This window comes from Synergistaceae bacterium (assembly GCA_031272035.1).
GTDB lineage: Bacteria > Synergistota > Synergistia > Synergistales > Aminobacteriaceae > JAISSA01.
Window position 1 is genome coordinate 1 of sequence record JAISUO010000090.1, and the last position, 23,567, is coordinate 23,567.

Sequence of the window (23,567 nt, forward strand, 5' to 3'; positions counted from 1 at the left end):
CACCGTGCCGCTGTTGTCGATGGTCCCGTCGAAAGCGTTGTTCACCGTGCCGGCGTTGCTGATGGTCGCGGAAGACGAGTTGTTCACCGTCCCGTCGTTATCGATGGTTCCGGTCGCGCCGTTGTTCACCGCGCTGTTGTTGTCCAGCTCGCCGCCCTCGTCAACCTTCAGCCCGCCGTTGTTGGTCACGGTCCCGTTGTTGATCAGATCGCCCTTTATCTCCAGCGTGCCGCCGGGGTCCACGACGATCGCGCCGTTGTTGGTCACGGTGGACCCCTCGGGGATGACCACCGTCCCGCCGGGGGAAACGTGGAGCGTCTCGCCGTTGTCTATCACGAACCCGTTGGGCAGGTCCACCGCGCCGGTCACGTTGAGGCTGCCGGAAGCGTCCTTCACGATCGCGCCGCCGCTTCCCGCGGGCGTGCCCATCGTGCCAAAGCTGACCACCGTCCCGTTGTTGGTGACCGTGCCAGAACCGCTCACGGTCGCGTTATCGTCGTTGAAGAGTATTCCGCCCGCGTCGATTAGCAGCGTGCCGCCGGGGTTCACGATTATCTGGCCGTTGGGTTTGTTCTCCAGCGTGCCCGCTATCTCCAGCGTGCCGCTCGCGTCTATTTTGATCGTTCCCTCGTTCACCGCGCTGGAGCCCGCCGGGACCTTGAAGTCCACCCCGGAAGTTATTTCTATGGTTTCGTTGGCGTTCACCACAAACCCGTCGTTAAGTTCCGCCGTGCCGCTGCCGGAGACTATATACGTCTGCGTCGCGGGGTTGTACTTGATTTCAATCACGCCGGTGGAGTTGCTCTGGGGAAGGCCGATCGCCGCCTGCTCCGTCACCTGGCTGCCCGTGGCGTTGTTGATGCCGCCGACGCCTCCGAGTGGGCCGTCGGCTATGACGCCGCCCGTGTAATTGGCGAGCTGGCCGCCGTTGTTTATCGTTCCGTCGCTGTAGATTTTTCCGCTGTTCAGGAGCGCTCCGCCCGGGTCGATGGTGATGTCGCCCGTCAGGTTGATCGTTCCGGAGGCGTTGTTTTTTACCTTTCCGGCGATCTCCAGCTCCGAGCCGCCGCCGATGTTGACCGTGCCGTTGTTCGTCAGCGTCTTGCCCGCGGGGACCACGAGAATAGCCCCGCCGTTGATGTTCAGGGTCTCGCCGGTCTTCACCTCAAGATCCGCGGGGAGCGTCACATTGCCCGTGACGGTGTACGAAGGAGGCGTGTACATCAGCGTGTCGCCGCCGACGGCCCCGCCGGTGAGCGTTCCGAAGTTGATCACGTCGCCGCCGCCGATGTTGGAGATCACGCCGGAGTTCCTGAGCGTGCCGCCCGTGTTGTTGAGGATCACCCCGGAGCTCTGGTTGGTTATCGTGCCGGCGTTGTCGAGCGTGCCGCCGGAGGAGATCGTCAACGCGCCGGCGGAGTTTATCGCCCCGTTGTTCTTCACCGTGCCGCGCGCGTCCAGCGACCCTCCGGCGTCGATCCGGAGCGTGCCGTTGATTGTCAGAGTCTTGCCGGCGGGGACGATTAAAGACGCTCCGGAGGGAACCTCAAGCGTCTCACCGGCGGCGATGGTAAAGTCGGACGGCAGTTTCAGGCTGCCGGAGACCACCCCCGTGGTTCCGGAGTAGGCGATGACGCCGCCGCTCCCCGTGACCGCACCGCCCGTTATCGTCCCGCTGTTGATCACCAGGCCGTTGTTGACGAGGGCGTGCCCGTTCAGGTTCAGCGTGAACCCGACCGGGAGGTCCAGGATCACCCCCGCCGGAATCGTCACGTCGTCGGTCAGCGTCATGGTCACATCCGCCGCTGAGCTGAGGCTATAGGGGAAATTTGTCCCGGAGTTCGCCGGGACGGAAATCAAAGAACAGTTGGACGTTGTTATGTCCGTCCGGGTGCCGTCGGATCCGATTGCCGTGCCGCCCAGAGTTATCACCGCGCCGCCGCTGATTTTGATCGAGCCGCTGGTCGGGGAACTGGCGCCCGGGCCCGCGCCTATGGCGGGGGTGGAGGGGCTCGTCGTGTTGGCGTACACCGTGCCGCCGGAGATCACGATGGTTCCGGCGGAACCTGCTTGTCCGGAATCGGGGCTGCTGCCGCCGCCGCCGATGGGGACGGAGCCGGTGCTTTGTGTGGTGTTGTGATATGTCGATCTGGCGAAGACGAGCCCGCCCGTGATGTTGATCGTGCCGCCGCCGCTCCCGGAGCCTCCGCCGATGGCCGCCGCGTCCGTGGGGCCTCCGGCGTAGACCGTCCCGCCGTTGATGGTGACGCTGCCGGTGTCCTTGCCGTTCCTGCCCGAACCGATGCCCGCGCCGTAGTAAGGCGCGGACGCCGAGACACCGGAATTGGCAATCACCGTGCCCCCGTTGATCACGATGGTCCCGGCGGAACCTCCCTGTCCGGAATTGGGGCTGCCGCCGCCGCCGATGGCGGCCCCGCCCGCCATACCGCCAATGCCGACATACACAATACCGCCGTTAATCGTGATGGCGCCGCCGTCGCCGCCATTCGTGGGGTTCGACGGGTCGGAAATTGAGTAGCCCCCTCCGCCGCCGATGCTGGCCCCCATGACGTTCTCTTCGACGGTGCTGCCCTGAACGTAAACATAGCCGCCGTTGATGGTGATGGACCCGGCGGATTCGCCGTAATTCCCTCCGATGACAGCTCCGCCAGATTGCCGGTAACGAGAGCCCGTGCCAGCGATATAGTAGTTGTGGGTGTCATGATAAACGGTGAGCCGATTAGCCTGGGTTTGGTCGTCGAATCCGCCGACGCTCCCGATGACCAGCGAGGCGCCCGGCGGAACGTGAATCCCGGCGTTCCTGGTGCCGGACGACATCAGAAGGTTCAGCCAGTCCATGGTCAGCCTCACGGACGACCCCGGTTGGATATCCAGGGCGGGGGCGCCTGGGTCGATGACGGTCCCGCCAGAAGCGTAGGGCGATAGGATAAGAACAGCCGAGAGAGTGATGTTCACGTCAGTCAGGCCGCCGGCCACGGCAATGACGTTTTTCGTGCCATAAGTGTCGTTGGTCGTGTTGAACAAACTCGAACTCGGGCGGGAGACCGACACGTCGCCGCGGAATTTGTAGTATCCGTTTTCGGTGATGGTGAACGTCCCCGGAACGGTAGTGGAAGCGCTGGTGTAGGTGTAGCCGGACCCCCCGCTGGTCCCGTTCTTTATATCGATCTCAATGGGCGAGCTGGCGGTCCCCGCCGCTGACGCCGCGCCCGGTGGGAATAAGAATAAACCAGCCAGAATCAGGAGAAGCAGAAGAACCGGGAGCTTGGCCCCGCGGCCTAAAATCCTTTGCGTCGAATGGTCCCTCATTTCTTGTTCCTCCAAGATAAAAATTTTTGCTATTGATGCAACATTCTCACATATTGCACAATTTACCGGAGAACTCGGAAAATAAAATACGTATTTATGCCGATTGGGAATGGGGTAGCATCGGGACGATTAGACAAAAAAACGCCCCCGGAGCACCGAGAGCGTCAGTTATATTTTCTTTCTTTCAGTTATGTTTTCTTTCTTCAAATATCCGGCAGAACTTAGAGCTTCTTTCCCATGAGGGCCGCCAGGTCCAGCATCCGGTTGGAGTAGCCGAACTCGTTGTCGTACCAGACCATGACCTTCGCCAGATTGCCCACGACCTTCGTGGAAAGCGAGTCGACGATGCCCGAATGGGGGTTGCCCACGATGTCCATGGACACGATTTCGTCGGCGCAATACTCCACAATGCCCTTCAGGGGCCCTTCGGCGGCTTTTTTCAGAGCGCCGTTGACCTCTTCCACCGTGGCGGTCTTTTTCAGCAGATAGTTGGCATCCGTCAGAGAGCCGTCCACCGTGGGAACCCGAACCGCGATCATGTCCATTTTGCCCTTCAGGTCGGGGAACAGGGGCCCCATGGCTTTCGCCGCCCCCGTGGTCGCCGGTACCAGGGAAATGCCCGCCGCCCGGCCCTTGCGCCCGCCGCCCTTCTGGGGAGTGTCCACGAGGAACTGGGTTGCGGTGTAGGCGTGAACCGTGGTGGCCATGAGGTTCTCGATTCCGAAAGTGTCGTGGATGACCTTCGTCACCGCCGCCAGGGAGTTGGTCGTACAGGAGGCGTTGGAGACGACGATGTCCGTTTTGGGGTCGAAAGACTGTTCGTTGACGCCCAGAACGAGCAGTTTATCCACGTCCGCGGGGGCGCTGATAATGACGTGTTTCGCGCCGGCCTCCACGTGTTTGCCCGCGTCGTCCTTCTTCGTGAAGCGCCCCGTGCATTCCATGACGATGTCCACGCCCAGGGACTTCCAGGGAAGCTGGGACGGATCCTTCTCCGCGTACACCGGAATCTTCTTCCCTCCCAGGATGAGGGTGTTCCCCTCCGTCTTCACCTCGAAGGGCGCCTTGCGGTGGGTCGAATCGTACTTGATGTAGTACGCCATATCCTGCGCCGAAATCAGGTCGTTGGCGGCGACAATCTCCACATCTTTTGGCCCGTTCTCCACCCAGCAGCGCAAAACGATGCGTCCAATGCGGCCCAACCCGTTGATAGCCACTTTTGTAACCACGAAAAACACCTCCGTACAGTTTTAAATTTACCCCTCAGTTTACATCAACTCCTGATTATTGCATCAAGATTATTGCATCAAAGAAATGAAAGAAATGAACTAAAACTTCCGAGGGTTTTTTTATTTTGTCGGAGGGGTTCCGAACCAAAAAGGCCCCGGAACCGGAATCAGAGTTTCAGAAGCGCCCCCGCCACCGCGCCTGCCACCACAAAAAGGGCGGGATGGATCTTCGTAAAAATCATCAAAGCCAGGGTCACGGCCCCGATGATCCAGGTCGGCAGGTTCGTCAGGGAACCGAAGGAAAGGTCCCAGGCCGCGTAGGCCAGCATGGCCACCACCACGGGACGCAGGCCCTTGAGCATACTTTTCACTTTGGGGTTGTCCTTCACGTAAGCGACAAACTTCAAAAGCAGCACGAGAGCCAGCACGCTGGGCAGAACGATGCCCAAAGTCGCCAGGATCGCTCCGGGCAAACCGGCCACGTGATACCCGATCACCACGGACATTTTTGTGGCAATGGGGCCGGGCAGGGCGTTGCCGATGGCCAGCGCGTCCATGAAGTCGGCCACGTTCATCCACTGCTGCAGGTTCACCACTTCCTCCTTGATGAGGGGAACCATGGAGGGGCCTCCGCCGTATCCGACGCAGCCAATTTTCACAAAAGAATAAAAAAGCGCAGACAAAAGATTCATTCGCGTCGCCTCCTACAGCTTCAGGCCAAGCCCGACCAGAGCGCCCGCCACGATGATCAGCGCGGGATGAATGGGGGTAAACACCATGAGAAGCAGCGCGACGACTCCAATGGCCACCGTTATGGATCCCTTCAGGGCGTTGGGAGCCATGTCCCAGGCCGCGTAGGCCAGCATGGCCACCACCACGGGACGCAGGCCCCTCAACATGCTGGCCACCATGGGATTGCCCTTCACCAGCGAAACGAAGCTCATCAGGATCAGCAGAGCCACCGCGCTGGGCAGGATGATACCCAGCACCGCCGCCAGGGTTCCCAGCCACCCCGCCTTGCGATAGCCGATCGCGGCGGACATTTTCGTGACGATGGGGCCGGGCAGGGCGTTGCCGATGGCCAGCGCGTCCATAAAGTCATCGACCTCGATCCAGTGCCTCCGCTCCACAACCTCCGCCTTCAGGACCGGAACCATGGAAGGCCCGCCCCCATAGGCCACGGAGCCCGTTTTTATGAAGGAAATCAAAAGGGCCGAAAAATCTTTCAACAACACGACATTACCTCCCTGCTGCAAATTATGAAACTTTCGAAAACTAAAAACGCAATATTTTTCATACCGCAATATTTTTCATACATCATATCAAAAAGATTACGAAACTCACGCATTTTATGCCGTTTATGCAAAAGCCCCCCTCGCTTTTTGCAGGGGGGCAGAATCTCGGGGAAGAAATCGACGCCGCCGGAGCGACATCCGCGATATTCTCTGCGGCGCTGCCCTACAGCATTTTCACAAAAATTCCCGCGATGACGATGGAAAGGGTCGTGACCGACGCCAGGCCGGCGACGACGTAGGCGGGCATGATTCGCTTCAGAACCACTTCGCGCTCCTCCTCGTTCTCCGCCGCCGCCGCGGCCACCTCGTTGGCGATCAGATACGTGGCGGGGAAGCCAAGAAGCTGCGCCATGGCGATGCCCACGGACAGGTTGCGGGAGCCGATGAACTTCCAGGTCGGCAGCAGGTAGATGAAGATGAAGGTCCCGATCAGCACGGCGGCGAAAACGACGATCATCTGAAACGCCAGCGTGGAAAGGTCCTCCACCTTGATTTTGGCCAGGGACGGGATGATCACCGCGAAAATTGCGGTGTTCAAAAGCCCTACCGCGCGCCCCCTGTCGAGAATTTTGGCGGGGACGATTCCGATCTGTCCGGCCACAGCGCCCAGCAGCAGCGCCCAGATCGAGTAGTTGATCGTGGTTTTACCCTGAAGCCAGTAGGCCACCCAGCCGAAAAAGGCGGAGACGCCCAGGCAGGTGAAGTGCGTGTAATATTTGTCCAGTCCCCAGGTGTGGTAAATCGACTTTTTGCCCTCTTCCTTATGGGCCTGCGCCTCCTGACCGCCGCTCATCACCGCGCCTTCGGCCTTCTTTTTGCGGAAGTCCGCCAGGATGATCTCGGCTTCCTTCAGGCCGAAGAAGGACGCGGGGGGCGTGCCGACGAACTTTTGAACGGCGTAGACGAGGGCGCCCAGAGCGGCGGCAAGGATCATGCCCTTCTCGGTGGCGGCCTCCACCATGATCTGAGTGGCCATGATCCCGCCATTCACGACGGGAATGCTGACCACGGCGGCCTCTTTCCCGATCAGGGGAATGACGCAGCAGATGGAGACCACGGCCACGAACATGGCGAAGATCGACATGACGACGGTTTTCCACTCCCGAATCAGCTCGCCCACGTTGATGGTGGTGCCCATGTGGAAGATGATGAGGGCCGCGGACCAGCTCGCCAGCTCCGTCAGCCTGGCTTTGCTGATGATGTCCAGCGGCAGGATCCCCGAGAGGAATCCGGCCAAAAAGATCATGAGCGCGACAAAGACGGAAGAAAGCCGCGCTCTGGTGGCCACGGCCAAAATATCGCCGATGGCGAAAATTCCCAAACAAATGAACAGATAAAACATCACATTGACCATGTCAAATCCCTCCCGACAGTTTCAGGACAGTCTTATATTGGTATGGTTTTTTTTTACAGGATTGGAGCGTTGGACAGAATTTCGAAAGATTCCGTTGCTTCAAATTCCGTTGCTTTAAGCTGGTAAAAGATCGACGCCGCCTCTTTCGGCGGCGTCGCGTTCCATTTACAGTATTTTCCCTTACAGCATTCCCACAAAAACTCCCGCGATGACGATGGAAAGGGTCGTGACCGAGGCCAGACCGGCGACGACGTAGGCGGGCATGATCCGCTTCAGAACCACTTCGCGCTCTTCCTCGTTCTCCGCTACGGCCGTGGCCACCTCGTTGGCGATCAGATACGTGGCGGGGAAGCCCAGAAGCTGCGCCATGGCGATACCCACGGACAGGTTGCGGGAGCCGATGAACTTCCAGGTCGGCAGCATGTAGATGAAGATGAAGGTCCCGATCAGCACGGCGGCGAAAACGACGATCGTCTGGAAGGCCAGCGTCGTCAGGTCGGTCACGTTGATTTTTCCGAGGGACGGGATGATTCCCGCGAAAATCGCCATGTTCAAAAGCCCCACTCCGCGTCCCTTGTCGAGAATTTTGGCGGGGACAAGGTTGAGCTGTCCGGTCACAGCGCCCAGCAGCAGCGCCCAGATCGAGTAGTTGACCGTGGTTTTGGCCTGCAGCCAGAAGGCCAGCCAGCCGAAAAAGGCCGTGACGCCAAGGCAGGTGAAGTGCGTGTAATATTTATCCAGCCCCAGGGTCTGATAAATCGTTTTTTTCTGCTCGCCCTTATGCTCCTCATGAGAAGCTCCGGCAACCAGACCCTCGGCCTTCTTTTTGCGGAAGTCCGCCAGGATTATTTCGGCTTCCTTCAGGCCGAAGAAGGACGCGGGGGGCGTGCCCACAAATTTCTGAATGGCATAGACGATGGCTCCAAGGGCTGCCGCAAGGGCCATTCCCTTCTGGGTCGCGCCCTCCACCATGATCTGGGTGGCGATGATGCCGCCGTTGACCACGGGGATGCTGACTATCGCCGCGCTCTTACCGATAAGGGGGATGACGGCGAAAATGGAAACCACGGCGACGAACATGGCGAAAATCGACATGACGACGGTTTTCCACTCCCGAATCAGCTCTCCCATGTTGATGGTCGTCCCCATGTGAAAGACGACAAACACGGAGCTCCAGCTGGCGAGCTGGGTCAGTCGGGCCTGATCGATGACGTCCACGGGGATGACTTTAGTCAAAAACCCCACAAGAAAAAGCATCAGGGCGACGAACACCGAAGAAAGACGCGCTTTGGTCGCAACCGCCAAAATATCGCCGATGGCAAAAATTCCCAAACAAATAAACAACCACCAGGTTACACTGAGCATAAGTACTCTCCTCCTCTGTTTTCTACTCGGCTCTCGTTTCTATATCCGCGCCAAAACGGGCGGCAGGCTTCGCTCAGGGGTTACCAGACGGCGACTGTCCCGTCCGTGCGGGGCTCCGTCGCGCCGGCCAGAGTGCCATAGTCCGTGCGGACGATAATTTCGCCGCGGCCAAATGTGCCCGTGTCCGCCAGCATTTTGATGTCGTGTCCTCTGGACGCAAGCCCCATGGCGATATGTCCCGGGGTTCCCTGCTCCACCTCGATGGTTTTGCCTCCGACCCACTGCCAGCGGGGCGCGTCAATGGCCTCCTGGGGGTTCATGGCGAAATCGATCATGTTCATGACCACCTGCATGTGACCCTGGGGCTGCATGAATCCGCCCATAACTCCAAAGGGACCCACGGCTTTCCCGTCTTTGGACAAAAATCCGGGAATGATCGTGTGGTAGGGCTTCTTCTCCGGCGCCAGCACGTTGGGAGACTCGGCGTTCAGCGTGAAGTTGTTGCCGCGGTTGTGGAGGGCGATGCCCGCGTTGGGGACCACGAGCCCCGAACCAAATCCCATGTAGTTGCTCTGGATCATGGAGACCATGTTGCCCTCTCCGTCGGCGGTGGCCAGGTACACCGTACCGCCCTTCGGAGGCGTTCCCGGTACGGGCTCCAGCGCCTTTTCACCGATCAGCTTCCGGCGTTCGGCGGCGTAGGCTTCGGAAAGCAGCTCGGCGGAGGTGTACTTCATGTAACGGGGATCGGCCACGTGGTGCATGGCGTCCGCAAAAGCCAGCTTCATGGCCTCAATCTGCCGATGCCAGGTTTCCTCGAACTCCCGGGCGCCGGAGAAACTCCAGCCCTTGGCGATATTCAGGGCCATCAGCGCCGTGATTCCATGGCCGTTGGGCGGAATCTCCCACACGTCCCAGCCGCGGTAGTTCACCGTAATGGGGTCCACCCACTCGGACTGAAATCCCGCGAGGTCCTCCGCCGACAGCCAGGCTCCGTACTTTTTCGCGAAGGCATCGATCTTCTCGGCCAGAGCGCCGCGATAAAAGGCCTCGGCTCCCGACTCGGCAATCTGCGTCAGGGTCTGTGCGTGAGCTTTGGAACTCCACATCTCTCCCGGATGGGGCGCGTGCCCCTGAGGGGCGAAGGTCTCGAACCAGTGCTTAAATTCGTCTCCCTTACATTCCTTCGTGTAGTTGACAAACGCCTTGGCCCAGAGCTTCGACATGGTGGGGGAGACGGGGTAGCCCTCCTCCGCGTAGCCGATGGCGGGCTTCAGAACTTCCGTGAGAGGCAGTTTTCCGAACCGCTTGGAAAGCGCGGCCCATCCGGCGGGAGCGCCGGGAACCGTCACCGCGTGCCAGCCGTACTTCGGCATCGTCTTGTGTCCGGCGGCGGCCAGAGCGGCGGCAGAGGCGGCTTTCGGGGCATAGCCGCTGGAGTTCAGTCCGTAAAGTTTGTCTTTAACCCATACCAGCGCAAAATTATCCCCGCCGATTCCGTTGGACGTGGGCTCCACAACGGTCAGGCAGGCCGCCGTCGCGACAGCCGCATCGACGGCGTTTCCGCCTTTTTTGAGAATATCCAGCCCCGCCTGAGCCGCCAGGGGCTGACCGGTCGCCACCATTCCACGGTTGCCAAAAACGACAGTTCGCCTCGAAGGATACATATAACGCAGCGCATCGAACTTCAAATCAAACACCTTCCTTTATTTTTATTGACAGGTACGATAACAGGCACGAATGAGAACGACCAACACAGGAAATCCCGAAAATTCCGAATAACACTCAGGGACAGGAACTCAGGGCAGAAAGTATAATTTGCCAGAACAGAAATTCTTTTAATATTCAAGAAAATGTGAATGAACTACTCTGGACATTTTAGTTTGAAAACAGTGTAATGCATTCAATGGAGTTTTACCAATACCACTATCAGTATAATGATATGCGTCTCTATCTATAACATACTAAACCGGAGGGTTTTGAGAAAGAAAATTCTCCCATCCGGCGGGAAGGAATTTTGGAGATGGATCTGGACTATCGAATTTTACGTTACATCATGACCGTCGCGGAGGAGGGCAACATTTCCAAGGCGGCTCAAAAGCTCTATCTCTCGCAGCCCTCTCTGAGCCACTCCATTCTGAAGGAGGAACGCAAGCTGGGAGTGACGCTTTTCGACCGCACCCGACAGCCTCTGCGGCTCACCTACGCCGGAGAGCGCTACGTCATGGCGGCCCGGCAGATTCTCGGCATCCGCGAAAAAATGGAAAGAGAGATGGAGGATATCGCCCGATTCCGAAGGGGCCGGCTCCTCATCGGCGTCACCAAAACCCATTCCGCCTATCTGCTGCCCAGGGTGCTGCCCCGCTTCAAAACTCTGTATCCCGACGTGGAGCTCGTTCTCGTGGAAGAAATCACGTCGTCTCTGGAGTCGAAACTGGTCACGGGCAAAGCGGATGTGGCCATTCTCGTGTCGCCGGCACAAAATGAGCACCTGGCCAGCGAGTATCTTTGCGACGAAAAAATCCTGCTGTGCCTCCCTCTGGACCATCCCCTGGCCGAGACCTTCAAAAGAGAGGGCGTCAATCTTTCCCTGCTGAAAGAAGAAACTCTCATCCTCTATAAAAAGGGAATGATCCTCCGAAAATTTTCGGACGTCATTCTGGCCGAAGCGGGCGGCCCTCCCCATGTCATGCTGGAATCGCAAACGGCGGAGACCATATTCAACTTCGTCTCCGCCGGTCTGGGTTGGGCGTTTCTGCCCTCTTCCATCGTGCTGTATCCGTCTTCCGCCCAAATTGCGTATTTTACCCTGGGGAATCCCCCGATGTCCTTCTCCTGCTTTTTTGCCTGGAAACGTCAGGTGTACCTCAGTCAGGCGGCCCGGGATTTCATGAAAATCACAAAGGAGATTTTGCAGAAAACCGATCCCATAATACCAATTTGAAGTAAAAGACCTGAAGTCAGAATAGCTAAAAGCACTAAAAACTCAGTACGCTTTCGCGAAAATCGTCCTGCGTCCCTCTTTGCCGGTGAAAATACAGGGCCCCCTGGACTCGTCGGAAAGGGGAATGCAGCGGGGGGTCGCTCCGCCGGTTTCCTCCCGGATTCGGCGCTCGTCCTCGGGATTGCCCGCGAAATACGCCTCCACAAAACCGCCCTGTTCCTCCAGAAGGACCTTCAGTTCATCGTATGAGGAGGCGAAGGTGGTGTTTTCCTGCCTGAAGTTTTTCGCCTTCGAATAAAGGGAAGCCTGGATGTCCTCCAGCACCTTCAGCACTGTGGGGACGAGAGCGTCCTGGGAAATGTCGAACTTCTCGCCGTTGTCCCGGCGCACGGCCCGCACCGTTCCGCCCTTCATGTCCTTCTCGCCCAGCTCCAGGCGCAGAGGAACGCCCCTTTGCAGATGGTAGAAGAACCGGTCCCCCGGTCTCAGGTAAAAGCGCGTGTCCACCGTCGTATAAAGCCCTCCCATGCCCTCGTTCAGGCGCTCCGAAAGCTCCCTGGCCCGGGGCAGCAGAACGTCGTCCAGCAGTTTTTCGTCGGTGCCGATGGGCAGCAGCACCGCCTTCGTGGGCGCCACCCGGGGCGGCAGAACCAGCCCGTCCTCGTCGGAATGGGTCATGATGATGGCTCCGATCAGGCGGGTCGAAACACCCCAGCTCGTGGTCCAGCACTCCTCCAGATCCCCCGCTTTGTTCTGAAAACGGATTTCGAAGGCCCGGGCGAAGTTCTGCCCCAGAAAGTGGCTGGTTCCCGCCTGAAGGGCTTTTTTGTCGCTCATCATCGCCTCGCAGGAGTAGGTTTGGACGGCCCCGGGAAAGCGCTCTCCCTGGGTTTTCTCTCCAGGCACCACCGGCAGGCCCAAAATATCCTCCATGACCTGACGGTAGACCTCCAGCATCCGAAGGGTTTCCTCCTGAGCCTCCTCCGAGGTGGCGTGAGCGGTATGCCCCTCCTGCCAGAGAAATTCCGACGTACGCAGAAAAAGGCGCGTGCGCTTCTCCCAGCGCATGACGTTGCACCATTGATTGATCAAAACCGGCAGGTCCCTCCAGGACTGAATCCACCGGCTGTACATGTGTCCGATGACCGTCTCCGACGTGGGACGAATGGCGAAGGGCTCCTCCAGCTCTTCCCCTCCCGCGTGGGTGACCATGGCGCACTCCGGGGCGAAGCCCTCCACGTGTTCCGCTTCCTTTTCGAGGAAAGAGCCAGGAATCAGCAGAGGGAAATAGGCGTTGACGTGTCCGGTGCGCCGGAAGGCGTCGTCGAAGTGCCGCTGAACGGACTCCCATATCGCATAGCCTGTGGGGCGGATCACCATGCAGCCCCGTACCGGCGCGTAGTCCGCCAGTTCCGCCGCCTTTATGACGTCGAGGTACCACTGAGAGTAATCATTGCTGCGCGAGGTAATATTACGAGCCATCTTCTGAGGCCTCCAATAAATTTAAATCGTACCGGTTCCGGTCAGGCGTACTCAGGGCAGCGGATAATGATCCCAGATGGGAACGCCCAGGAAAAATCCCGCCTTAAATTCATCAGAACCGTACATCACCGCTATTTTTACGTTGACGAGCGTGTTCGGCAGATTGAGAGACAGCCCGACCTCCCAGGGAGCGGCAATTTTATCATAGTTTTTGTCCATGGCGTAACCGTAGCTGGCAAAGAGGTCGGCCGCCACGATTCCCAGCATACTCCGTTTCAGCACCCTCCGGAGGGAGACGTTGGCCCACACCATGCGCTCGGCCTCCACAGGTCTCGCCGCCACGGAATAGAGCTCTTCCGCCGACCCCAGGTAGGCGGCGTGTCCCCAGCTGTCCGTGTGTCCCTCCGCGTAGCCGAAACGCAGATACGTCCGCCACATCTCCCCCACCCGAAGAGGTCTGAACCAGGTGAGACGGTACAGCACGTCGTCGAAATTCGGCCACCAGAAGTTGACCCGCCAGGCCTGGCCTTTCGTGGGATCCGCGGGAATGTCCAGGGTGTCGTAGGCCGCAAAGAAGGTGGGACCGGCGAAGTTTTTGGAGTCTCCGTTCGTGGGGTCCACGTACTCCCAGGCCATCCCCAGCCCCATGCGAACGCCGCCCTGCCGGAAGGTGTAGTTGCTTCCCGCGGCGTAACGCCTCCAGTTTCTTCTGCCGGCGGTCGTGTCCAGTTTCCACTGCTGGGCGGCCACCGTGGTTTCCCAGGCGCTCAGTGGCTCCGGAGCCGCCAGATAGGTCAGGTCGACAGCCCACTGCTCTCCCAGGCGAAGGACGCCCCGCAGAGAATCCATTTCGCTGAACACCCCCCGGACCGTTCCTTTCAGATGAACCCCGCGATAGGGGTCCAGGTTGGTGGTGTATCCCGAAACTCCAAGCTCCACGTCGGAACGCCGGCGCACGTCAAGGACGAGAATCACTTTGTTGTCCGCGATCCGGTCGAAGCGGTAGTCCATCGTAGAAATATCCGTCGTGGCCAACAGCTGGTCCGCGCTTTCAGACACCTCGTCCACATTCAGCGGTTTTCCCACCCAGCCCAGGAATCTTTTGCGCAGCCGTTCGCATATCGCGCCGGGCAGCCCCTGCACATGAACGTCGGCCACAATGGGAGGCTCCGTCTGCTCCCGCTGCGCGGAAGGCTGTGTCGGCGCGCTGTCCGAAAGGGCGCGGATTTTGTCGATTGCGGCCAGAGCGGCATCTCTGCCCCGCTGGATGATGGTGTTCGAGGCGTCGCTGTCCAAAAAGGAAAATTCCTGAACCGACGGAACGATGACGAGGTCGGCGTGCGTACTCTCCTCCGTGGTGGTGCGGCGCATCACGACGGTCAGAGACTGGTCGATCACGTCGATAAACGTGTTGATGGGACGATCCGCCGAGGGGATGTCCGAAACGTCCACCCCCACCACCGGAAAGCCGGGAAACAGCTCCATAGCCGTATCCACCGGAAGGTTCGAAACCAGCCCGCCGTCCACCAGCAGGCGTCCGTTGACCTCCCAGGGCTCGAAAAGGGCGGGAATCGACATGGAAGCCCTCATGGCGGAGGGCAGGCTCCCCGACCGCAAAACCACCTTTTCACCGGTGCGAATATCCGCCGCCACGGCCGCGTAGGGGATGGGAAGCTCGTTGAAGTCCGTCACGTCCACGTTTTTCATCAGTTCCCGATAATACTGGAAAAGTTTGTCCCCCGTGAGAATCCCCAGCGGGCCGCCCTGATGTTTCGTCTTTTTGAAGGTCAGGGCCGAAATCGTGTTCATCTTGGCCTTGCGGTCGTCGCCGGTGAAAACGAACATCGGTCCCGTATTTTCCGTCAGCAGGGCGGGAAGGTCCAGATGCGACACGATTTCGCGGAGCTCTCTGGCGTTGTATCCGCTGGCGCTGAGAGCGCCGATGAGGGAGCCGATGCTGGTGCCCACGATACCCACCACGGGGATTTTCTGCTCCTCAAGAACCTCAATGACGCCCACGTGGGCAAAACCCCGGGTTCCGCCTCCGGACAGCACGAGAACAACCCCGCCTTCCGCGGCAAAGGAAGGAAACAGACTCAGGAAAAGCAGAAAGCACAGAACGTTTTTCGCATATTTCACGCAGAGCCCTCCTCTCTTCGAGGACAATCCAAAACCACTGCAATACAACACCACTGCAATAAATAAAGCGGCAGCCCCAAAAGAACTACCGCCATTCTCGCCTTCGTCCGGCATCGGTAACTCTGAACCCTGAAAACGCCGCCTCAGTTTTTCAGGACACAGACCCCTCCCGCCCGGATCATTCCGCGTTGAAGGACAACACGAGATACAACATCCCGCTCGGCTGGACGGAGAAGGGCAGAGTAAAACACTTGATTCCCGGAGCCTGATTGGGAACGTTGCGAATATTGTCCCCCGCCAGAAGCTGGGGAGGCGTGACGTCCACTCCGGGGAGCGCGGCCTGAATCAGGGCTCTTCCGCTTACCATATTGGAAAGCTCACCCACCACGCTCATGGCGACGGAATCTCCCGTGGCGGGCTGGATCATTCCCCCGGACATGGCCGTAACGACGGCTCCGAAGCCTGCGGTATCCAACATGATAATCGCCGTCCCCTGTATCCCGCTGCCCACTATGCCGATGAGAGACGCCGCACATACATTGGCCACCTTGACTCCCTGAGAGACCTGCGCCTTGTTCAACGTGACTTCAAGCCCCACTTCCCGTCCCACAGAGATCAGCGACGAACCGAACATATTGACGAGAACAGCGAGTTTGTCCATATTGCTCATCTTAATTGCCTACTCCCTTCCTGTCCGTCATTCCGCTTCCGGGGATCGAGGACAGTTCTCTCTCAGTTTATCATTAAATTTCATAAGGTGTTGAAAAATATCAAATAAATAAATTTTTATCTTCATGACACCTTTAAATATTTTCTCCGTTAAAATTCTTGTCTTCCAAAATAAAAATCTTCTCTCCGGACCATTTTTCGAGGCCCCGAAGAGCTATCGCCCAAGCCGCCATATCGTCGAGAATCCTCGGGGGAACTCTCAGACGGCGGGGTAAAAATTTCCGCCACCCGACGACGCCGTGCAGATGCCAGTAAAGATCCCGTGCCGCAAGCGTCGTCCCCTTCTCGTCCACCTCGAACACCCGAACGTCGAAAGGGGCGATTTTCTCCAGGATGTCTCGGCTTCCCGTGCCGTTCCCCAGCATGACACACATTTGTCCCGTTTCTTCGCCCTCCGGAAGAAGGTCCCTCACCCGTTCGTACCTCCAGCGGGAAAAACCCTTCTCCCATTCAGAAGAACGACAATCCAGCACCTGAAAAAAAACGGACAACTCCTCCGTTGGGACTATGCCGGACCAAATCAGATCGCCCTGCTTCTCCACCAGGGCCCACCCCGTTTTGTCCCGCCCCGGGTCCAGCCCGAGGATCATCGGGAAAGCTCCTTTTCGACGGATTCCCATCGATCCAGAAACCACAGCCACTGGTCAGGGTATTTTTCCACCCACCTGGTCAGTATATTATTACATATCTGCAGAGACTTTACCACATTTGTCCCGAAAGGAGCTCCGTCATCTTCCGAAAGGTCACTCAACACGCTCTGCACATAAATGGTATGAGTGCACCCATCGGGATTGCGCACAGTAAATATTGGAACGATCGGAGCCCGAAATTTCCGGTACAGCGTTATGAGCCCCACCGCGGTGCTGGCCTCCATTCCCAAAAACGGGACGCGTACACCTTCCTTTCGGGCGTCCAGGTCCTGCAAAAAGAGCAGAATCCCCTTTTCTCGAATAACGCGAAACAGTTTCCGCAGACCCGGCCCCTCGCTGGGGATCAGGTTCATGCCCGCCGTTCGGGTGCGCTGGTACTCCAGGAAGTCCTCCAGGCCTCCCCCGTTTCTCTGGGGGGTATATACAGGGGAAATTGCATAGCCCTCGGCCACCATTCGAGCCCCGGCCAGCTCCCAGTTGCCCAGATGGGCCGTCATGATCAGCGCGCCCCTGCCCCGGGACAGGGCTTCGTCCAACAGTTCCTTCCCCTCGATCGAAATCCGTTCCCGCAAAGTCGGAAGCAACTGCCCCATACGCGTGAACTCCGCCACGGAACGGCCCATATTGGCGTAGGCGTTCCGGATGATCCTTCGCGCCGGAGTGATTCCCATCCCCAGGGCCGACACACAGTGACGCTCGGCTCTGTCGACCTTGCTCTTCGAGAAAAGCCACAGAGCACGGCCCAGAAAAGCTCCTGTCCACAAAGCCGCCCGATGGGGCAGCAACCTGAAAAGACGAATTCCGAAGGCCAGAAAAAACCTTTCCGCACCCGCTCTTTTTTTTCGGGAAGCCACGCCTCGTTTAAACTCCCTTGCCTTTGCAGTCTTTACAAAATCCGCAAAAAAAGCGCCGGCGTTATCTTTCCGAAATCTCCAGAAGAATGCCGCCCGTGGCCGAGGGATGGATGAAGGCAATTTTCGCCCCGCCGGCGCCTCTGCGCGGTTTTTCGTCGATCAGCCGAATCCCTTTGGCTTTCAGCTCATCGAGGGCCTTCTGAACGTCGGGCACGCGAATCGCCAGGTGGTGGATGCCCTCGCCTTTCTTTTCGATGAACTTCCCCACGGGGCTGTCGTCAGCCGTGGGCTCCAGCAGTTCGACCTCCGTGTCCTTCACGGGAAGAAACGCCGTTTTGACCTTTTGCTCGGCCACCTCTTCAACCCCCGTGCATTTGATCCCCAGCGTGGACTCCCAGAACTTCAGGGCGCTGTCCAGATTTTTCACCGCAACTCCGATATGATCGATCACCGTTGGATTCATGATTTTTCTCCTTTTCTCCGGTTATATGCACTGCCCGACTATTGTACGTTCAACACGCCCAATCCCGCAAGGCGAAAACTGTCAATGGATACGATACAATATTCAGGAGTGAAAAAAGAAGGCTCGAAAAATCTCGTGTTTTGTCCGGTCCTCTGCGGTAAAATTTTCGGCGGGACAATGAAAGACAAAGATGAAAGACGAAGATGAAGAACGAAGAAGGAGCACTTCTATTAAGTCTGTTAAGGGGGAATTATTTATGCCGTTGCTCACCTGTAAACTTTGTGGCAAACTGTTTACGTCCGCCGGAGGGCGCACCTGCCCCGCCTGCCTGGATCGTCTCGACGAACTTTATCCCAGGCTGCGCGAATTTCTGAGAGACAACCCCAAAGTCGGGTTCAACGTGGAGACGCTTTCCAGCACGCTGGGCGCGGATATTCGCGACGTCCAGGCGCTGGTGGATATGGGCTATCTGGATCGCAATCTGGACAAGGACGCCCACTCCGCGGAGAAGGAACGTGAAAAGCTGGCGAAGGAATTCGAACAGTCTCTGAAGGATCTCAAAGACACAACCGCTCATCACCATGGAGCGCAGCATACCGCATCCTACGGCCAGCAGCGGTACGGAGACAAGGGCAGGAAGTGATTCTGACTCCGGATCGTTCGATCTGGAACACCCCATTGGAGGTATGGATTTTCGATGAACTTTTTTTCGTCTTTTCAGGTCGTGTTCATTGCGATTTTCGCGGTGCTGGGGGCCTCGCTGGGATCTTTTTTCAACGTGGTCGCTCACCGCAGCGTGACCGGAAGGCCCTGGTGGGGTAAGGAACGTTCGATCTGCGAATCCTGCGGAAAGGAACTCACCTTCTGCGAGCTGATTCCTCTGGTGTCCTGGCCGCTTCAGCGGGGGCGCTGCCGGGGATGCAACGCCCGTATTTCCCCCCGCTACTTCATTGTGGAGGTGATCGGGGCGGCGGCCTCCGGACTTCTGGCCTGGCGGTGGGGGCCAACCTGGGCGCTTCTGGCCTCCATGGCGGGACTGTCCGGAATATTGATCAACTCCCTGACCGACTACGAGACGGGGGACGTGTTCGACATCTTCACCCTGTTTCTGGGGCTGTGCGGGCTGGTGATCCGCCTGTTCGGGGGCAGAGACGCCGTCCTTGACGGACTGATCGGAGCCGCCGCCGGGTGGGGCATTTTCGCCCTCATCATCGTCGTGAGCCGCGGAGGCATGGGATGGGGCGACGCCTGCTTCATGGGGGGGCTGGGCGCCCTTCTGGGGTGGAAACTGTGCCTGCTGAGCTTTTACCTGGGAATGATGGCGGGCGGCCTTGTGGCCATCGGGCTGATGCTTGCGGGCAAAGTGAAATGGGGCCGTCGGGACTCCATCCCCCTCGTCCCCTGTCTCTCCGCCGGCGGGCTGGCGGCGCTGCTCTGGGGGCCGCAGCTTCTCCGGTTCGCCGGCAGATACTTCGGCCGCCTCATCCTCCCCGGCTGGCCTTTCTAGAGAAGCTCAGGGGGCAGAGCCCCCCGCGAGAGACCCCCAAAAGCTCAGGGGGCATAGCCCCCCGAGACCCCCCTTCCCACGGGTCAATGAGCATTAATCAGCGCTTTTCTGAGTCCCTTCGCCCATCTTTTTCAGGAGGGCGGCGGTGCGCTGGCGGACGTCGCCCCTGACGGCGGCGGAAATGACCGAAACACCATCGACGCCGCACTTCAGGACCTCCGTCAGGTTCTCCTCCGATATTCCGCCTATGGCCACCAGAGGGATTCGCGCGAGGTCCGCCACGGCGCGAAGACCTTTCGTCCCAATGACCTTCGCGTTCCCCTTCGAGCCCGTGTCGAACACCGCTCCAACCCCAAGATAATCCGCCCCATCTTCCTCCGCCCTTCGAGCCTCCTCCGGCGTATGGGCCGAGGCCCCCACAATGAAGGGGCGGGGCGCCAGTCTTCTCGCTTCTTTCACGGACAGGTCGCTCTGTCCGAGGTGCACTCCGTCCGCTCCGGAAAGAAGCGCCACGTCCAACCGGTCGTTGACGATGAAAAGTGCGCCCGCCTTCCGGCAGAGAGCGGCCATCTCCCCGGCCGTCGTCAGGAGATCCCCGCCGTCCATTTCCTTATCCCGAAGCTGAATGACCGTCGCCCCGCCCTCAAGAGCCAGCCGCGTCTGATCCGTCAGGGACAGGGGCGCGCCGATGATTCGGTCAGGAATAACGTACAAACGCAGGGCTTTTTTCAGGTCCCACTCCTTCAGATTCAGCTGCAGTTTCACATTCAGCTCCAATACAGTCACCTTCCTTTTATAAACTCCGGCTCGTCACGCTCCAGCGTCGTGGTTCGCTCAAAAAATCCTCCGGCTTCAGACGATGCAGTTCGTCGATCAGGCAGGGAGCGAAGGTTCCACTGCCGGAACACCGCTTTTCCGCCCGTTCTGAAGCGATCCCCATGGCCACCAGCCCGCAGAGGGCCCCCACGGCGGCGTCCCCGCAGGCCGCCGTCGCCGCCAGCATAACCGTCCCCGCCGTACAGCCGCTTCCCGAGAGAAAAGGCAGCAGAGCGCTCCCTCCCGTCACCCGGACAAGAGTTTCGCCGTCGGAGAGGCAGTCCGTTTCTCCCGTGGCGCAGACCAGGCAGTCGAACTTCCGCGCCAGATTCAGCACGCCCCGGTCCAGATCTCCCACCGACAGGACGTCTACGCCTTTGGTGGCTCCTCCGACTCCGGCCAGCAGGGAAATTTCCCCGCCGTTGCCCTTGATGATCGAAAACGAATGTTCCCTGAGAAACCGGTCCGTACTCTCCACGCGAAAACGGGAAGCGCCGTAGCCCACCGGATCCAGGAGCGTAAAACAGCCCGTGTTTTTCGCCGCCTTCATGCCACGCTCCACAGCGGCCAGAGCGGGTTCCGCGGGAGAGCCCAGGTTGACCAGAAACCCCCGGGCCAGGCCGATCAGCTCCTCCGTCTCCTCCGGATACTGGGACATGAGGGGAGAAGCGCCCACCGCCAGGCATACGTTGGCCTGCAAAGACGTGGCCACGGGGTTCGTGATGTGAAAAATCAGCGGTTTTTCCGCCGCGATCGCTCTCCAGGCATTCGCCAGATCTTCAGGGGCGCAGTCTTTCAATTTCGTACCGGTCATTTTGTATCGTTCAATTCCTTTCAAGTCCGTATTTATAAAGTTCGTAGAAGTGATGGGTGGGACCATGTCCCTTCCCGACGGGCAGCGCGTGAAGTATGGCCGTGGTCACGTAGGCCTTGGCCCGATCCACAGCCTGAGGCAGCGTCATCCCCAGGGCCAGGTTCGAGGCAATGGCGGATGAGTAGGTGCAGCCCGTGCCGTGGGTATTTTTGGTGTCAACCCGGGGCGCGTCGAAGCGCAGGATTCGCTTTCCGTCAAACAGGACGTCGAGGGCGCTGCCAACGGCATGTCCCCCCTTGACCAGAACGTTTTTACAGCCCATGCGACAGATTTTCTCCGCGGCGGCTTCCATTCGTCCGATCTCGTCGGCAGCGGAGCCGGAGCCCTCCTCATTGATTTTCATGCCGGCGATTTTTTCCGCCTCCGGAATGTTCGGCGTCACCAGGTCCGCCAGAGGGAGCACCGTCGAAATCAGCGTTTCAATGGCCTCCGGCTCCATCAGCGGGGCGCCGTTCTTGGCGTACATGACGGGATCGAGGACGACGTTTTTCGGTTTGTACTGACGCAGTTTTCCTGCCACGGCCTCCATGCTGACGGCGTTGGAAAGCATACCGAGCTTCAGGGCGTCCACCTCGATATCCTCGAAAACGGCGTCAATCTGTTTTTCGATCATATCCGGAGTGATGTCCTGAATGTCAATGACGCGGCAGGTGTTCTCCGCCACAACAGAAACCACGACGCTCATGCCAAAAACCCCGTGGGCCGAAAAAGTCTTCAGGTCCGCCTGAATTCCCGCCCCTCCGCTGCAGTCCGAACCGGCGATCGTCAAAACTTTTTTCATCACGGGGTCCTGCCCGTTCATTCCGCTTTCCGGCCTTACTTTATTACGTTCCTCAGCGATCAACAGAAATCATCCCCCATAAAATTGCATATTTTGCGTATTCAAAAACAGAAACCAGCACAAAAAATCATCACAAACAAAAAACGCGGCCCCCTGTCTGAGAGAACCGCGTTCAACCTTACGTTTTGCACCGTCTCCCTCCGCCGGCATTACCCGGATCAGGTTCAGGGGTCGAAGGTCTTTTCAGCGATCGGCCGGCTTTGCTTTTTTCGCAGCCGAACCGAGTCAGACCTTCCTCTCAGCAGGACGCTCCCCCTCTGGTTTTGTCAATTGTCAATGAACAGATCGATAAATTTAAACCGGACTCGAAGTAACCGCACCTTATTGACTGTGCGATACATCCGCCTCCGTTCTGTCCGGACGAAGAAGCCACTCGCCCCAGTCGAAGCGCAGAAGACCGCTTACGATATAAATGGAGAAGAGCGCCAGAGGAGCCGCTTCCTTCAGGAACGTAAAGCACAAAGACACCAGCCCCAGCACCAGAAGACATTTTCTCCGGTCCGCGCTTTCCCGGGTCAGCTTCTTGAGGTTCGCGTAGGGGACGCTGGAAACCATCAGCAATCCCGTAAAAATCAGCACGACGCCCAGCAGAAGGGGATCGAGAGGAATCCCCGCCAGCACGAAGGACGCCACGAAAAGGCCCCCCGCCGGACTGGGAAGCCCCTGAAAGGGCCCCGGTACGTGAACCACGTTGAAACGCGCCAGGCGCAGAGCGACGCACAGAGCGAAAAAGCAGGCGATGACGCCCCCCGCCACACCCCCCAGCTGATCCAGGGAGGCAATGTCGATCAGGAGCCCCGGAGCGACCCCGAAACTCACCAGGTCCGCCAGACTGTCGAACTCCAGACCAAACTGGGAGCCGCCCCCCAAGCTGCGAGCCACCTTGCCGTCCAGTCCGTCGAAAATGACCGCGAAAAAGATCAGCCAGGCCGCGGGAACGAATCGCCCATGAAACGCCAAAATCAGGGAAAACATCCCGCATAAAAGGTTCCCGCTCGTTACCATATTAGGGGCAATCTGCCGGAACGAAAGGGGTGTTCTCTTTTTTCGCCCCGACCATCTTCTGAACAATTTCACTTCGGCATCACTCCTAAGGGGGTTTTCCCCGCATACACTCTGTCGCTCATATTCACCGTCAATTCTACGCCTTCGGGGAGATAGATGTCAACTTTGGAGCCCAGTCGAATCATTCCATACCGGTCGCCCCGGCCGAGCCTGTCTCCTTTTCGGACGCGGCAGACGATCCTCCGGGCCATCAGTCCGGCGATCTGCACCATCAGAATGGGACCCCAGGCCGTGGACAGCCCCACGCAGTGACGTTCGTTCACCTCCGACGCTTTGGGGGCGAAAGCGGCGATTTTTTTACCCGGAATATACTCCAGATACTCCACCGTTCCCTCGCAGGGAACCCGATTGACATGGACGCTGAAGGCGTTCATGAAGATCCCCACCTTCACCGCCGGACCCGTAAAGGGGTGCGTCGATTTCTCTATTTCCACCACTTTTCCGTCGGCCGGGGAGACCAGCACATTTTCACCCTCCGGAGGAATCCGGTCCGGATCCCGGTAGAACCAGGCCGTAAAACCCGTCAGCACCACCAGCACCCCCGCGGGCAGGGGCGAAATCATCGCAAAAAGCACCGCCGCGAAGCCCAGATACACTATCGTCGGGATACCGTCTTTCGCCAGCTTCATT

21 protein-coding genes and 1 riboswitch are annotated in these 23,567 nt (G+C 58.7%); of the genes, 3 read left to right on the forward strand and 18 right to left on the reverse strand.

What is annotated here, in order from left to right:
• The 7 genes from LBR61_10495 to LBR61_10525 all read right to left on the reverse strand — a co-directional run.
• Positions 1–3,330 (reverse strand): hypothetical protein (locus tag LBR61_10495; GenBank protein ID MDR1732506.1); only part of this gene is annotated, 3,330 nt, incomplete at its 3' end.
• A 221-nt stretch (positions 3,331–3,551) separates the two neighbouring features.
• Positions 3,552–4,559, reverse strand: a complete 1,008-nt coding sequence (gene gap / locus LBR61_10500; protein ID MDR1732507.1) for a type I glyceraldehyde-3-phosphate dehydrogenase — start codon at positions 4,557–4,559, stop codon at positions 3,552–3,554.
• Between the two features lie 167 nt (positions 4,560–4,726).
• Positions 4,727–5,251, reverse strand: a complete 525-nt coding sequence (locus LBR61_10505) for a chromate transporter (protein ID MDR1732508.1) — start codon at positions 5,249–5,251, stop codon at positions 4,727–4,729.
• 12 nt (positions 5,252–5,263) lie between these two features.
• Entirely contained in the window at positions 5,264–5,794 is a 531-nt protein-coding gene (locus LBR61_10510) for a chromate transporter (GenBank protein MDR1732509.1), read from the reverse strand.
• 223 nt (positions 5,795–6,017) lie between these two features.
• Positions 6,018–7,208, reverse strand: coding sequence for a hypothetical protein (locus LBR61_10515; GenBank protein MDR1732510.1), 1,191 nt, complete (start codon positions 7,206–7,208; stop codon positions 6,018–6,020).
• A gap of 180 nt (positions 7,209–7,388) precedes the next feature.
• Positions 7,389–8,573, reverse strand: a complete 1,185-nt coding sequence (locus LBR61_10520) for a hypothetical protein (protein ID MDR1732511.1) — start codon at positions 8,571–8,573, stop codon at positions 7,389–7,391.
• Positions 8,574–8,653: 80 nt separating this feature from the next.
• Positions 8,654–10,264 (reverse strand): gamma-glutamyltransferase family protein, encoded by a 1,611-nt coding sequence (locus tag LBR61_10525; protein MDR1732512.1) that lies wholly within the window; start codon positions 10,262–10,264, stop codon positions 8,654–8,656.
• 332 nt (positions 10,265–10,596) lie between these two features.
• Between LBR61_10525 and LBR61_10530 the strand changes: the two genes are divergently transcribed.
• Positions 10,597–11,517, forward strand: a complete 921-nt coding sequence (locus LBR61_10530; protein MDR1732513.1) for a LysR family transcriptional regulator — start codon at positions 10,597–10,599, stop codon at positions 11,515–11,517.
• A gap of 42 nt (positions 11,518–11,559) precedes the next feature.
• Here the strand turns inward: LBR61_10530 and proS are convergent, their stop codons facing one another.
• The 6 genes from proS to mce form a co-directional block, all read right to left on the reverse strand.
• The gene (gene proS, locus LBR61_10535) at positions 11,560–12,999 is read right to left on the reverse strand and encodes a proline--tRNA ligase (GenBank protein ID MDR1732514.1); all 1,440 of its coding nucleotides are present in this window, start codon (positions 12,997–12,999) and stop codon (positions 11,560–11,562) included.
• Between the two features lie 51 nt (positions 13,000–13,050).
• Complete coding sequence (locus tag LBR61_10540) at positions 13,051–15,138, reverse strand: patatin-like phospholipase family protein (GenBank protein ID MDR1732515.1); 2,088 nt, start codon at positions 15,136–15,138, stop codon at positions 13,051–13,053.
• Between the two features lie 178 nt (positions 15,139–15,316).
• On the reverse strand, positions 15,317–15,808 hold the full coding sequence (locus tag LBR61_10545; protein ID MDR1732516.1) for a chemotaxis protein CheX: 492 nt from the start codon (positions 15,806–15,808) through the stop codon (positions 15,317–15,319).
• A gap of 133 nt (positions 15,809–15,941) precedes the next feature.
• Positions 15,942–16,457, reverse strand: a complete 516-nt coding sequence (locus LBR61_10550) for a hypothetical protein (GenBank protein MDR1732517.1) — start codon at positions 16,455–16,457, stop codon at positions 15,942–15,944.
• On the reverse strand, positions 16,454–17,371 hold the full coding sequence (locus LBR61_10555; protein MDR1732518.1) for a lysophospholipid acyltransferase family protein: 918 nt from the start codon (positions 17,369–17,371) through the stop codon (positions 16,454–16,456). The genes LBR61_10550 and LBR61_10555 overlap by 4 nt, the downstream gene beginning before the upstream one ends.
• Before the next feature lie 61 nt (positions 17,372–17,432).
• The gene (gene mce / locus LBR61_10560) at positions 17,433–17,834 is read right to left on the reverse strand and encodes a methylmalonyl-CoA epimerase (protein ID MDR1732519.1); all 402 of its coding nucleotides are present in this window, start codon (positions 17,832–17,834) and stop codon (positions 17,433–17,435) included.
• A 256-nt stretch (positions 17,835–18,090) separates the two neighbouring features.
• Between mce and LBR61_10565 the strand changes: the two genes are divergently transcribed.
• Complete coding sequence (locus LBR61_10565; GenBank protein MDR1732520.1) at positions 18,091–18,477, forward strand: hypothetical protein; 387 nt, start codon at positions 18,091–18,093, stop codon at positions 18,475–18,477.
• A gap of 54 nt (positions 18,478–18,531) precedes the next feature.
• Complete coding sequence (locus LBR61_10570) at positions 18,532–19,341, forward strand: prepilin peptidase (GenBank protein ID MDR1732521.1); 810 nt, start codon at positions 18,532–18,534, stop codon at positions 19,339–19,341.
• A 93-nt stretch (positions 19,342–19,434) separates the two neighbouring features.
• Here LBR61_10570 and thiE read toward each other — a convergent pair whose 3' ends face one another.
• The 5 genes from thiE to LBR61_10595 all read right to left on the reverse strand — a co-directional run bounded on the left by thiE (position 19,435) and on the right by LBR61_10595 (position 23,566).
• The gene (gene thiE / locus LBR61_10575; protein ID MDR1732522.1) at positions 19,435–20,118 is read right to left on the reverse strand and encodes a thiamine phosphate synthase; all 684 of its coding nucleotides are present in this window, start codon (positions 20,116–20,118) and stop codon (positions 19,435–19,437) included.
• A gap of 16 nt (positions 20,119–20,134) precedes the next feature.
• Positions 20,135–20,971: a hydroxyethylthiazole kinase gene (gene thiM / locus LBR61_10580; GenBank protein ID MDR1732523.1), complete on the reverse strand. Its 837-nt coding sequence runs from the start codon at positions 20,969–20,971 to the stop codon at positions 20,135–20,137.
• Between the two features lie 10 nt (positions 20,972–20,981).
• Entirely contained in the window at positions 20,982–21,812 is an 831-nt protein-coding gene (gene thiD, locus LBR61_10585) for a bifunctional hydroxymethylpyrimidine kinase/phosphomethylpyrimidine kinase (protein ID MDR1732524.1), read from the reverse strand.
• Positions 21,813–21,990: 178 nt separating this feature from the next.
• Positions 21,991–22,138: riboswitch (TPP riboswitch) on the reverse strand.
• A 55-nt stretch (positions 22,139–22,193) separates the two neighbouring features.
• Positions 22,194–22,877 carry a CDP-diacylglycerol--serine O-phosphatidyltransferase gene (gene pssA, locus LBR61_10590; protein MDR1732525.1) on the reverse strand — a complete coding sequence of 228 codons (684 nt, stop codon included), beginning with the start codon at positions 22,875–22,877 and terminating at the stop codon, positions 22,194–22,196.
• Between the two features lie 68 nt (positions 22,878–22,945).
• Positions 22,946–23,566: a phosphatidylserine decarboxylase family protein gene (locus LBR61_10595; GenBank protein MDR1732526.1), complete on the reverse strand. Its 621-nt coding sequence runs from the start codon at positions 23,564–23,566 to the stop codon at positions 22,946–22,948.
• Between the last annotated feature and the right edge of the window lies 1 nt (position 23,567).